Origin of the sequence: Vibrio glycogenivorans, from assembly GCF_051660965.1 — a bacterium.
Taxonomy (GTDB): domain Bacteria; phylum Pseudomonadota; class Gammaproteobacteria; order Enterobacterales; family Vibrionaceae; genus Vibrio.
Window position 1 is genome coordinate 347,115 of the sequence record NZ_JBPVIS010000002.1, and the last position, 12,443, is coordinate 359,557.

Sequence of the window (12,443 nt, forward strand, 5' to 3'; positions counted from 1 at the left end):
CAAGTTCTTGTGAAGTGGTGGTTAGCTATCATGCCAACCCTTTCATTTTGCGAAATATAATACTTGGGAAAAAAACAAATGCAAACGTAAATGATAATTGATCTTATTTTCATTTCGTTGGATAATTGCACCCACAGAGCAGGTTTATCGCCAATCCTGTCAATAAATTAGCCAATTAAGGCGAAAAAGTAAGTTAGGGACACGTCATCATGTCGAACATTTTCGTTAAAGCACCGATCATCGCCCTGGTTAGTGCTCTTGCCACTCACTCAACTGCTATTGCACAGTCACATACACCACGCATCATCAGTGCAGGCTCTACGGTAACCGAACTGATCTACGCACTGGGGGCTGAAGAGTCGCTGGTGGCTGTCGATTCCACCAGTCGCACTTTTGTCCGAGGTAGCGACATTCCACAAGTCGGTTATCACCGTCAGCTATCGACTGAAGGGTTACTATCACTTGCTCCTGATATGATCATTGGCTCATCAGAGATGGGCCCTGAAACCACTATTGCTTCATTGAGCAATGCAGGCGTTCAGGTGGAGACCATCTCAACTGGCATTGACCGTGAAGATCTGAATCAAAGAGTTGAACATATCGCTCGCCTGACGGGTAAAGAGCAAAAAGCCGCCGTGCTTAAACGCCAGATCAACGTACGTTTGGATACCCTTGAAGCAAACCCGCTTACCCATTCACCAAAAGTCGTGTTTGTTATGCTAAGCGAGGGTCGCCCGATCACAGTCGCGGGCAGCGAAACGCCAGTGGACGCTGTCATAGAACTGGCCGGTGCTACCAACCCTGCCTCGGCACAGTTTGAATCGTACAAACCGATGTCGATAGAGGCGGTGTTGGACCTACAGCCGGACTATATCCTTATCGCAGAGCGCACCTTAGAGGCCATGGGCAGTATCGATGACATCATGGCTAAAATGCCCCTCCTCGCAGCAACACCTGCTGGAATGAACGGTCAGATTATCCCTATTCCCAGCCGTGCCATCATAGGAGGCTTTGGGCTAGAGAGTTTGGCACTGGCCGAAACACTGCACGCACAATTTGAGTCAGGTCGCGCGCAATAATGAGTCTTTCTTGTCAGCGTTTACCCCTTTCAGGGCTGATCATCAGTGGTATTGCTGTGCTTTATGTCGCGGTCATTACCTCTATTGCGATGGGTCCTATGGATATCGGCTTTGTCGATAGCATGCGCGCCCTGCTGCCTGTCGATAATGACTTGCCGCAACATGTTTTGATGGTGATTCAGCAAGTACGCCTGCCACGCACATTGTTGTGCCTCGCCGTTGGCGGATTGCTTGCGATGTGCGGTACCGTGATGCAAGGCTTGTTTCGTAACCCTTTGGCCGACCCTGGCATCATCGGTGTCTCGGCAGGAGCCTCATTGGGCGCAGCCGTTGCTATCGTGTTGTTTGGTTCACTGGCTGCGTCATACCCAGTACTGCTGCTCATGGGTACCGTGCCTCTCTTTGCGTTTTTAGGCGGTGCTATCTCGACAGTGTTGGTCTACAAGCTCGGCACCAGCGCGACAGGGACATCCGTTGCAATGATGTTGCTCGCTGGCGTTGCTATCAGCGCGTTGGCTGGGGCGGGTCTTGGCCTGATGAATTATTACGCCGATGATCAAGCGCTGCGTGACCTATCACTATGGAGCATGGGCTCACTGGCCGGGGCCGACTGGAAAGGTATTCTACTCGGCTTTAGCGCTTTGATTATTCTATTTGTGCTGTTTTATCGTGACGCCAACAAGCTCAACGCATTATTGCTCGGTGAAGCAGAAGCCAATCACATGGGTATTGATGTCCAATTACTCAAAAAACGGCTGATCTTGCTCACAGCTGCAGGGGTTGGGATCACGGTTTCTCTCGCAGGCATGATTGGGTTTATCGGTCTGATTGTCCCCCATATAGGGCGGATGATTGGCGGGCCTAACCATCGTCGCCTGCTCCCGCTGGCAGCGATTTTGGGTGCACTGCTGCTCTTGGTCGCCGATATGTTAGCTCGCACTATTGTTGCGCCTTTGGACATGCCCGTCGGCATCGTCACGGCGTTACTTGGTGCACCATTTTTTATTTGGCTCCTAATCCAGCAAAAAGGTAGGCTCGCGTGAACGCTATCGAATTTTCAGGTCTCGACCTCACGCTTGGTCGCAAAACTATCCTCAAGCAGGTCTCATCATCGATCAAGGCCGGTGAATTTACCATCTTGCTTGGGCCCAATGGCACCGGTAAGAGCAGCTTGCTTAAGCTCATTAGTCGTGAGTGGAAAACCAAGGGTAACGTGACCTATTTTGGCCGCGATCTTGAGCAATGGAGCCCTGCTCACCTAGCCAAACACCTAGGGGTTCTTCCTCAACACAGTAATCTCACTTTTGCTTTCACCGCCAAGGAAGTGGTGGAACTGGGGGGACTCAATCTCCATTCCTGCCAAAAAGGCATTGAGAAAATTGCCCAAGAGAACATGGTGAAAACGGACGTCAGCCACCTTGCTGAGCGCCTATTTCCCTCGTTATCCGGCGGTGAAAAGCAGCGGGTTCATCTGGCGCGAGTGCTGACCCAAATTTCCCAAAATAACGGTCAATGCGCGCTACTATTGGATGAGCCGACTTCTGCGCTTGACCTTGGCCATCAGCACAAAACCTTACAACTGGCGAAAAAGATGGCCAGTGAGGGCGCAGCTGTGGTTGCCGTGCTCCACGACCTTAATCTAGCCGCTCAGTATGGCGATCGCTTGATTGTACTTAACAATGGCACAATCGCCGCAGACGGCAGTCCAGAGCAAGTGCTCACACCACAATTAATCCAGTCTGTCTATCAATGGACAGTCAACATCATTCGACATCCGAGTGAACACTACCCGGTTGTCATTAGCTAATACTATTTTGGAGCAATTAATGAATAAAGTTGTTGTATGGGGCGCAGGCAGTGGCTTAGGGCTTGCGATTACCCAATACTTTCATTTGCAAGGATTCACTGTCTACGGCGTATCACGCAACCCTATCAAGCCGGACTCAATGATTGCGGCCTGTACACAAGCATTGACCTGCGATGCTGTCGATAAGCAGGCCGTAGATTCAATAGTCCGCGAACTACCAACTGATGTCTGGCACATATCGACAATGGGAAGCTTTCGTGCCGATGTCCCTGTCGATTACATCGGCCATCGTCACCTAATCGATGCGCTTGAACAACATGGTGCCGCACGCTTCCTGCTCGTCACTTCGCTCGGTTGTGGTGATTCATGGTCGTTTCTGTCTGATGCTGCCAAAAAGGGTTTTGGAGCAGCCGTAAGGGAGAAGACACTTGCAGAGAGCTGGCTTCAAACCAGCAACCTAGATTACACAATTTTGCGCCCTGGGGGGCTTGTTGATGGACCAGCGACAGGCACTGGTGAACTCTCTCAAGGTCGAGAGGTGCACGGTATTATCCACCGCTCTGAGGTCGCTCGCTTGAGCCTTGAATTACTCTCTAAGCCCGAGTCTATTGGTTGTATTTTCCAATGCATCGATACCCAAGCCGTCCGTCCGGAAAAATAATTACTCTCTAAGCAAAAAATACTAAGCAAAAATAACTGGTCATAATACGCAATAATTTTATTGATAATGATAATCACTCTCATTACAATGCGTATTATCAAAACGGAAGTGAAATAGGTAAACCTCGTGCGCCCCACTAAAATTTGTACCTTTGTGATGCTTGCTTTATTCAGTCAAGTTTCATCAGCTCAAGAACATCAAGAGATCATGGTGATCACCGGGACTAAAACTGCAAAGTCAATCCTTGATACGCCAATCAGAACAGAAGTCATCACTGCGCAAGAGTTAGAGAGAACCCACGCCACCAACCTGAGTGAGGCCTTGCAGAATATCCCTGGACTCACCATTCGCAATATTCACGGTAAAAGCGGCACAGAGGTATCTATGCAGGGCTTTGATGGCAATCGTGTACTTATTTTAGTTGATGGCATGCCGGTCTCTCCCTCAACGGGCTCAACGGTTGATCTGACTCAGCTTGGTGTGGCCAATATTGAGCAAATCGAAATTATCCGTGGGTCGGTTTCAGCGCTCTACGGCAGCGAGTCTATGGGCGGAGTAATCAATATTATTACCACTACCCCGGATACGCCGTTTGGATTTAAAGGCACTATTCGAGTCGGTACCTATGGCTCTCGTGATGTAGAGAGTCACATCCCTAATGATGCGAACTACACCATCAACACCCATTTTGCCGGAGATAACGCTTACTTGCTGCTCTCTGCTGATCATCGTCAATTGGGCGGGAATGATTTAGATGCCAATGTTATGGGCTATGACAACGATAGCGGCAGCAAAAGTAACTACTCCCTGACTGCTGGATATAAGTTTAATCATGGTGGTCACCTTAAAATAACGCCATCTTATTATTCTGAGGATGTCGAAGTCGACTATGGCGTTGATAATACTGCAGCCCCGGGTGGTGTGGACCTTTATCGACGTCAAAGTAATGTAGATCGTTATAACCTTAGTATTAATTATTCAGGACCTGTAGCTGAGCAAGCCTATATCACCAGCTACTTTATTACTGAAAAATATAACAGTGGCACTACACAAGATAGGGTCCAAGGTAGTGAAGGTGGACCCACTCAAAGAGACAGTGAAATACTATTTAACAAAGGTGAGTTTCAGATTGATTTTCCGATCGGTGAAAACCACCTTATTACCACAGGCTTGGTCGGTTATCAGGGAAGCTTGACCCAAACTAAGGATGGTCAAAGCGAAATTGATCCAACTAAGCCTACTCAAGAAAATATCGAGTTCTATCTTCAGGATGATTATTTTATTACCGATAACCTCGAGCTTCTTCCTGGTTTTAGAGCGCTCTATGATACCGAGTTTGGCCACCACTTTTCGCCAAAACTCAACCTAATGTACAGCCCCGAGCGTCTATCACAATACGACCTTAAGGTGAGAGCGGGGGTTGGAACCGGTTACCGTGTACCAAACCTTAAAGAGCGATATTACCTCTTCGACCACAGTCATTTGGGGTACATGGTGTTGGGTAACCCCGACCTAGAGCCAGAATCCTCAATCAGCATGCAGTTTGGCATCGAAGCAAAACTCAATAAGGTCCTATCCGGTGATATTAACTTTTATCGAAATGATACTGAAAACCTTATTGCCGAGGATTTCTCACACAGAGAAAACGGTATTGATATCTATATGTATCAAAATCAAGCTGAAACCTTTTCTCAAGGTGTCGACCTGCAGCTCAACATCGCCGAAACATCAGGCTGGAGCAGCAGCCTAGGTTATAGCTTTTTGCATGCGGAAGATAAGCAAACCGGAAATCAATTAGCCAAATTACCTCAGCACCAAGTCAAGGGTAATATTAATTACAACATTGCGCTAATTAGTACTGAATTATCGTTATATGGCCGCTACGAAACAGAGTCCTTTGCCGATAGTGCTAACACCCAAAAATCACCGGCACACTCAGTATTTGATTTCAAAATAAATACGTGGGTCACCGACCAATTTAAAGTCTTTGCCGGTGTCGATAACCTCACCGACACGATTATTGATACAGCAGTGGGAGCTGGTCAAGATTTTCGCCCAACAACCGGCCGATTTATCTATTTAGGCCTAACTTTCGATTATTAAGGAAACATTTAAAATGCAAAAAAGTCATGCCTTTGCGCTTAGCGCCTTATCTCTAGCGTTGGCTGCCTGTGGAAGCGACAGTAGCTCGAATGAGCAACCTGAACAAGAAAGTCGTGTGTTTATGTATAGCCAGGATACCGCCGATGGCGCGATGGCTGGTCCTGCTAGCTACGGCGCATTGGAGTATAATGTCGCGGGCAGTCACAAGATGTGGCCAACTTACACCACTTACCTACTCAAAAATGACCAAGATCAGCACTATAAGGTCCAGATCCTGAGCAACTATGGTCAGGATGGCACCCTGGCAAGCGGTAATCTTGTGGTGAGATATGAAATCCTCGATGGGGGCGGTGTCGAGGTTGTCGATCTTGATGCCGTTGACGGCAGTGCTCCAGCCAAGCTAGACCTTGATAGCGGCGCAACGGTAACTGACGATAGTTGGGAGCTCGCTTATCAAAAATTCATTGGTTTTACGCTTAATGGCGGCATCTCGGGCGATGGCAGCATCAGTGGTTGCGTTGCCCATGACTACCCAGAGCTGTACGATGACGAAGGTGCTGCGGTAGAGCAAGTATTTAGGGATCTCACGGCCGACAACACCCTTGCAGATTTCGAGGCTGTGACGACTGACAGCTGTGATGACTTCATCTTTGATAAGGTCAAACCAAGCATCAACACCGAAGACTGGTACCAAGACGGCGAGCTGGTTCAAGATAACGGTTTTATCGTCCGTCATGCTGATGGTCAGAACTACAGCCGTGTCAGCGTCACCGACAAAGATGGCAATGATATCGAGTTTACGATTGAGACTTGGGATGAGAATGCCCAGCAATGGGACCCTGAGTTCAAAACAGGCTTAATCTCAATTGGTGGCAACCCATCAACAGGCTTTAAAACCTACTATGACATCGATTCCCAACAAGTCGTCGAAGCGGGAGATGATTGGGATATTGAGTATAACTACAGCTATATGCCAGACCACCTACTCAGCCTGCGTACCAACGGCGGCGCATCAGGTGAAAGAAACGGCGGCAGCGCGGTTATGCTTGATGGACAGACGGTTTGGGATATTACCAACCCGGTTCCAGACAGTAGCTCACCACAGTAACTAATTGGATTAATAAGCACTCTGTGTCTTATCAGATGGTTAGCCACTCCGCATCAACCGAGTAAGTGGAATAGCTGTAGCATTTAGTTCATACTCAATCGCGCCTTTACTAGCAACTCAAGTCAAGGCGCCCTTGCCACAGCTATATATACTCACTTGGATCTGTGCCTTGGGGCTAATTTAGGTACAAACGAGACTTTGGATTGTCTCCTTTTGTTGAGTTTGTTAAGAGATATATCGGCCTTGGCGGCCTGATTACTCTATCAGTTCTAATGGTGTTTTATCACTCACACTCATTGAATTAAGCTTCTGTTGTAACTTAACCATCACAACAAACTTGCTCCCACTCCCTATTTCACTCTCCACTTTAATGTCTCCCCCCATTGCGTCACAGATCATTTTGATAATAGCCAGGCCAAGTCCAGCCCCATCATGCGAGCGGGTTAAGCCCTTTTCCGACTGCTCAAACGCCTGAAATATCTGATCAAGCACTTCCTTTTCTATCCCTATACCAGTATCAGTAACCGTAATCATCAGCTGACTAACCTCGCTGTGATACGCAACGGATAGTGAAATACTGCCCTGCTGGGTGAATTTAAAGGCATTGCCCAATAGGTTAACCATAATTTGTCGAACCCTACCGATATCACCAATAAATACACTACCGGGCGTGATAGTGTTAAATAATTTGAAACTGATACCCTGCTCATCACTTTTTTGTTGGAAGGTCGACTCTATTGGTGCCACTAAACTATCGATTGAGAACTCACTCTGCTTTAGCTCCAACTTATTTTGCTCCATTTTGGAGTAATCCAAAATATCGTCTAATAAAGTCAGTAGGTGGTTACCTGACTCGATTAAAATCTCTACGCTTGCACGTTGAGTTTGGCCCAGGGTGTCGTCATCTTTAAGTACCTCGGCAATACCAAGCACCCCATTCATCGGTGTTTTTAGCTCATGTGACATAGCCGACAGAAATAGTGATTTGGCGTGGCTAGCTTGCTCTGCCTTGACTAGAGATTGTTCTAGTTCCTTTTGTGCCAATCTCAAGGCCTTGATATGAGTGTACAAGTGAAGGAACACGATCAGCACAACCATCAAGCCCGTAATCGCAAAGGCATTCACCATCTTTTTGTTAGCAGAAAAGATCAGTGCCATCAGGTGTTCGTGGATAACAACACCACTATGGTGTACATCTGGGTTGATGATCGACTGGATATTTTCCAACTGCTGCGGTTGTTCAGCGAGTATATTCTCATTAGATTGATCAATAAAAGTCTGACTATATGAAGCAAGGAAGTTTAGATAGCTACTAGCCGTAGTGTAAAAATCGTATACCTCATCGATGATGGTACCACTAGGCCAAAATAGGCTTGGGAAATCACGCTCAATACGTTGAGTCGCCACAAATGATAACTCTAACTCTTGTGCCGCCCTCTCAACCTGTGCGTGTAACTCTTGGGCATAGGTATGCTCAACATAGGGCAGCTGTAGAGCACTATTTTTTATCACCACCAAATTTTCTGACTGGTTAACAAAGGTATGCTCTAGCTCGCCAAACAGCGTGTACTGACTCTTAAAGGCAAAAAATGCACTTATTGAGAAAGCGGTAAGCGTAATCAATGCTGCTTCGATAAAGTTCTTGATGCTCATTGAGCGACCTCTTGATTCACCATATTTTAAAAAATGGGCGTCATTATAAAAATCGTTACAATTAATGCTGATGGTGGCTGGCATGAGCGGACAACTGCTCAATCTCTGGAATGGTGTGTCTGGATTCAAAATTCTCAAAGTACAGGTAGGAACCCAATGCACAGCACACGGCCATGACCCAGAGAAACACTCTTAACTTTGCCATACCTATCCTCATTACTAACGCAATTGAATTTATGTTTACTAACAACAAATTAGGACAAATATCTCTGTTCCCAAGATTAATAATCAATCAACTGAACTAAATAACTTTACATTGGTAGTGTTCTGATAAGTCAGCCGTTTTCATTGCTGGCTAAGCAGCGGAGCGCATTAATTGGAAGGGTAATTGGGTTGACACAAGAGCGCTCACCGAGGACAAGCACCCACTCGTCACTCAAAAACATTAACGTTCGAGCAGAGTGAGAGTATCAGTCCTCGGCAATAGAGGGCGCTAGTTAAGGATTAGTTACCGAGAAGTATTTTTCCAGCGTCTTTATACACACAAGGTCCTCTTTCTTCGGGTCTAGGAATTGAGCAACATGTCGATGTGCGCTTTGGAGCATCTTTTCAGCCTCATCAGGATGATTGAGGTAATAGTCGACTTTTTCGTCAAAGTCTGACCAATCGTCCTTCACTTCTATGTAGTGCTCACCAGCTTTCAAAGTGCCTTCCATAAACCATGTTTCAAAGCGCATCTTTGGCGAAATCACCAAACTGTTTGAAGAGAGCGCCCATTTTAAGTTGGTGGCGACATCATTACCCTCTATACAAATTAGAAACTTGTTCTGAAGCTGCTCTTCAACTGTCATGAATGGTTTTTTCCATTGAGGGTTTTCTTGCGAGGCATTGGTTTGCCCTGCATCGACAAGCGGATGGTCAAACATTTTTTCCATAAAGCGCTTTCGATGTTTTTGGTACGCGGCGCCACGAAAAACTGCCATATCGCGTTTTGCACTGAATGGCGTAGTATCATTAACAAATCGAAAATGTCTTAGCTGGTTAAGTTTAAACAAGACTGAAGTCGAGTTATCACCTTGAATTGGCCTTGCCTTGTAAAGGGTTGGATGCGGCTCAACTGCAACATGATCGCCAAAGTAGTAAGCGAACTTCAAGCGCTTTGGAAAGTAATATAGGTACTTTTTGAGATCATAAAAGTAGGCACTCTTCTTGCCACCTCTTTTGTAGTTGTACTGTGAAACAGCATCATCAGGAAGCTCACACAATAAATTTGGCTTACAGTAATAGTCAACTCGGTTTTGTATCTCTTGCAAGTCATCAGCAAACTGTGCCTCCAGCTGTTGTTTTCGATAGTTGAAGTAAGCAGAGGGAACTAGATTCAAGGCGAGGTTTTTTGTGTAGAAGATTAGTTTTTTCACTGAGTCACTCAAATAGATAGAGGCTTGTAAGCGTATATGACCACAAACATACCTAAATCAGCATAATTTAACAATAGATCGCGGCGCTAGTTCTGATTGAGCCCTGCATAAATGCAGGGCTCACTTTTATACTTAGCTCAGCACTAACCCAGTACAAGCTATCAACTAGCTTGCCCAGCTTGTAAACGCTTGCTCTGCAGTAAACTTACCATCAAGCAGCGCTCGTCCAACGATAACGCCAGCTACACCACTGCCTTTCAAAGCCTCAATGTCCGCCAGTGAGCCGATACCACCTGATGACTGGAACTGCACTTGTGGGTATTGCTCGCATAAGTCGACATAGAGCTCAACGTTAGAACCTGCGAGCGTACCGTCTCGAGAAATATCGGTACACAATACGTGTTTCAGACCAACAGTGAGGTAGTCATCAATCAAGGCTTCAATGGTCACGCCGGAGTCTTCCTGCCAGCCAGAGATAGCTACCTTGCGCGTGCCACTCTCATCGATGTTGATGTCCAGCGCTAAGACAATTTTCTCTGCGCCATATTTCTCCATCCAGCCTTTGACCAACTCTGGCTGTTTAACCGCAGTAGAGCCTACCACCACGCGCTGCGCGCCGGCCTCGAGCAAGTCGACAACGTCTTGCTCGGTGCGCACACCACCGCCAATCTGGATATTGGCTGGGGTGCTCGCCAGTAGCTTAGCGATTAAGTCAAGCTGGCGTGCAGTCGTGTCTTTTGCCCCAGTTAGGTCGACTAGGTGCAGCCAGTTAGCACCGGCTTGATGATAAAGATTAAATTGCTCTGATGGGTCAACTTTGTATTCGGTCACCTGACCATAATCACCCTGATAAAGGCGTACTACTTGTCCTTCAATGAGGTCGAGCGCGGGAATAATCACGTCTGCTATATCCTTATAGTTCGAGGAAATTTTTGATCAAGGTTGCACCCGCTTTGGATGAACGCTCTGGGTGGAACTGCACTCCATAGTAGTTGCCACTTTGCACCGCGGCTGTAAATGGCTTGCCGTAGTCGCAGCTAGCGATGGTGTAATCCCCGACAGGCATGGCAAAGCTGTGCACGAAATAGAAATACTCACCCTCTTCAATGCCCTTAAACAGCGGGTGCTCAGGCTTGGCCGTGACCGTATTCCAGCCCATGTGTGGTAATGGTAGATCGCCAGTTTCAAGTAGGCGCACCTCGCCATCGCATAGGCCAAGACACTCCACCAGCTCGTCGGCTTTTTGTCCTTTCTCTTGCGATAGTTTGCCAAGCAACTGCATGCCCAGGCAGATACCCAGCAGCGGTTTTTCAACGCGCTTAACCAAGTCGATTAGGTCACGCTCAGCAAGGTTTTTCATTGCCTCGCTCGCGGTGCCAACCCCTGGCAGGAATAGCTTATCTGCCGCTAGGACCACCTCGGGCTCTTTAGAGATAGTCACCTCGTAGCCTAGGCGCTGAATGGCAAATTTCACCGATGATACGTTGGCACAGCCGGTGTCAATAATGACGACTTTTTGTTCTGTCATAGTTCTAATCCCTTACAATACGCCCTTGCTGCTCGGCAGCTCATTGCCTTCAACTTTCACCGCCTGACGCAAGGTGCGGCCAAAGGCTTTAAACAGGCTCTCGATGATGTGGTGATCATTGCTGCCCGTTGATGAGAGGTGCAAGGTACACGCCAGCGTATCCGTCAGTGAACGGAAGAAGTGCACGACCATCTCAGTAGACAGGTCGCCCACCATCTCGCGGCTAAACTGGGCATCGAACTTGAGGTATGGGCGGCCAGAGAGATCCAGGCCACATTGCGCCAGACACTCATCCATCGGTAGGCTAAAGCCAAAGCGACCAATACCACGCTTATCACCGAGCGCATCTTTTAGCGCCTGACCAAGTGCCAATGCGGTGTCTTCTACCGTGTGGTGATCATCAATATGCAGATCGCCCTCGACTTGACACTTCATCTGGAAGCCGCCGTGGGTCGCAATCTGATCCAGCATGTGGTCAAAAAAGCCCAAACCGGTGACAATCTCATTGCCGCCCTGCTCGTCGAGGTTAACAAACACCTTGATATCGGTCTCTTTGGTGGTACGAACCACCTCAGCGGTGCGTGCTTTCACGGTCAGATCTTTAAGAATTTGCGCCCAACCCATGGTTTGTGGATTGTACTGGATGCCGCGGATAGCCATATTCTCAGCCAGTTGCAGATCCGTCTCGCGATCACCAATCACTGCCGATTGCTGAAAGTCCACCTTACCGGCTTGCAGATACTCTTTAACCAAGCCAAGCTTTGGCTTGCGGCATGAGCAGTTTTCGTGTTCGAAGTGCGGGCAGATCAGCACATCATCAAACTTAATGCCCTGAGACTCAAAGATCGCCATCATCATATTATGAGGCGCATCAAAGTCTTGCTGTGGATAGCTGTCGGTGCCCAAGCCGTCTTGATTAGTGACCATCACCAGACGATAGCCTGCGTCTTGCAGGGCAAGTAGGCTCGGGATGACCAAAGGCTCTAGCTTTAGCTTATCCAATCGGTCGACCTGAAAATCCACCGGTGGCTCTTCAATCAAGGTGCCATCTCGATCGATAAACAGAATTTTTTGTTGCTTGCTCAC

Annotated in this window: 12 protein-coding genes; 6 read left to right on the top strand and 6 right to left on the bottom strand. The window is 47.5% G+C overall.

The genetic code is table 11. The features are described from left to right. The first annotated feature begins 209 nt into the window (after nt 1–209). The 6 genes from ACSTTG_RS06330 to ACSTTG_RS06355 all read left to right on the top strand — a co-directional run bounded on the left by ACSTTG_RS06330 (nt 210) and on the right by ACSTTG_RS06355 (nt 6,758). Nucleotides 210–1,079, top strand: a complete 870-nt coding sequence (locus ACSTTG_RS06330) for a heme/hemin ABC transporter substrate-binding protein (protein ID WP_438474153.1) — start codon at nt 210–212, stop codon at nt 1,077–1,079. After that, nucleotides 1,079–2,122 carry a FecCD family ABC transporter permease gene (locus ACSTTG_RS06335; protein ID WP_438458103.1) on the top strand — a complete coding sequence of 348 codons (1,044 nt, stop codon included), beginning with the start codon at nt 1,079–1,081 and terminating at the stop codon, nt 2,120–2,122. Before ACSTTG_RS06330 ends, ACSTTG_RS06335 begins: the two co-directional genes overlap by 1 nt. Further along, nucleotides 2,119–2,886 (top strand): heme ABC transporter ATP-binding protein, encoded by a 768-nt coding sequence (locus ACSTTG_RS06340; RefSeq protein WP_438458102.1) that lies wholly within the window; start codon nt 2,119–2,121, stop codon nt 2,884–2,886. The genes ACSTTG_RS06335 and ACSTTG_RS06340 overlap by 4 nt, the downstream gene beginning before the upstream one ends. Before the next feature lie 19 nt (nt 2,887–2,905). Continuing rightward, a complete protein-coding gene (locus ACSTTG_RS06345) occupies nt 2,906–3,547 on the top strand; it encodes an NAD(P)H-binding protein (RefSeq protein WP_438474154.1) in 642 nt (213 codons plus the stop codon). A 126-nt stretch (nt 3,548–3,673) separates the two neighbouring features. Next, on the top strand, nt 3,674–5,650 hold the full coding sequence (locus ACSTTG_RS06350) for a TonB-dependent receptor plug domain-containing protein (RefSeq protein WP_438474156.1): 1,977 nt from the start codon (nt 3,674–3,676) through the stop codon (nt 5,648–5,650). A gap of 13 nt (nt 5,651–5,663) precedes the next feature. Next, entirely contained in the window at nt 5,664–6,758 is a 1,095-nt protein-coding gene (locus ACSTTG_RS06355; RefSeq protein ID WP_438474157.1) for a hypothetical protein, read from the top strand. Between the two features lie 255 nt (nt 6,759–7,013). On the opposite strand, the gene ACSTTG_RS06360 is transcribed toward ACSTTG_RS06355, so the two are convergent. From ACSTTG_RS06360 to hisB, 6 genes are all read right to left on the bottom strand, one after another. Then, nucleotides 7,014–8,411, bottom strand: a complete 1,398-nt coding sequence (locus ACSTTG_RS06360) for a sensor histidine kinase (protein WP_438474158.1) — start codon at nt 8,409–8,411, stop codon at nt 7,014–7,016. A gap of 61 nt (nt 8,412–8,472) precedes the next feature. Beyond that, nucleotides 8,473–8,616 carry a hypothetical protein gene (locus tag ACSTTG_RS06365; protein WP_438474159.1) on the bottom strand — a complete coding sequence of 48 codons (144 nt, stop codon included), beginning with the start codon at nt 8,614–8,616 and terminating at the stop codon, nt 8,473–8,475. A gap of 292 nt (nt 8,617–8,908) precedes the next feature. Next, nucleotides 8,909–9,829 (bottom strand): glycosyl transferase family 90, encoded by a 921-nt coding sequence (locus ACSTTG_RS06370; protein ID WP_438474160.1) that lies wholly within the window; start codon nt 9,827–9,829, stop codon nt 8,909–8,911. A gap of 165 nt (nt 9,830–9,994) precedes the next feature. Then, on the bottom strand, nt 9,995–10,729 hold the full coding sequence (hisA, locus tag ACSTTG_RS06375) for a 1-(5-phosphoribosyl)-5-[(5-phosphoribosylamino)methylideneamino]imidazole-4-carboxamide isomerase (protein ID WP_438458096.1): 735 nt from the start codon (nt 10,727–10,729) through the stop codon (nt 9,995–9,997). A gap of 13 nt (nt 10,730–10,742) precedes the next feature. Then, a complete protein-coding gene (gene hisH, locus ACSTTG_RS06380) occupies nt 10,743–11,357 on the bottom strand; it encodes an imidazole glycerol phosphate synthase subunit HisH (RefSeq protein WP_438458095.1) in 615 nt (204 codons plus the stop codon). A 12-nt stretch (nt 11,358–11,369) separates the two neighbouring features. After that, a complete protein-coding gene (hisB, locus tag ACSTTG_RS06385) occupies nt 11,370–12,443 on the bottom strand; it encodes a bifunctional histidinol-phosphatase/imidazoleglycerol-phosphate dehydratase HisB (protein WP_438474161.1) in 1,074 nt (357 codons plus the stop codon).

Excerpts from the sequence above, each read along its gene's own strand:
- ACSTTG_RS06360 (WP_438474158.1), bottom strand. The coding sequence starts at position 8,411 with ATGAGCATCAAGAACTTTATCGAAGCAGCATTGATTACGCTTACCGCT.
- ACSTTG_RS06345 (WP_438474154.1), top strand. The coding sequence starts at position 2,906 with ATGAATAAAGTTGTTGTATGGGGCGCAGGCAGTGGCTTAGGGCTTGCG.
- hisH (WP_438458095.1), bottom strand. The coding sequence starts at position 11,357 with ATGACAGAACAAAAAGTCGTCATTATTGACACCGGCTGTGCCAACGTA.
- ACSTTG_RS06335 (WP_438458103.1), top strand. The coding sequence starts at position 1,079 with ATGAGTCTTTCTTGTCAGCGTTTACCCCTTTCAGGGCTGATCATCAGT.
- ACSTTG_RS06330 (WP_438474153.1), top strand. The coding sequence starts at position 210 with ATGTCGAACATTTTCGTTAAAGCACCGATCATCGCCCTGGTTAGTGCT.
- ACSTTG_RS06355 (WP_438474157.1), top strand. The coding sequence starts at position 5,664 with ATGCAAAAAAGTCATGCCTTTGCGCTTAGCGCCTTATCTCTAGCGTTG.
- ACSTTG_RS06365 (WP_438474159.1), bottom strand. The coding sequence starts at position 8,616 with ATGGCAAAGTTAAGAGTGTTTCTCTGGGTCATGGCCGTGTGCTGTGCA.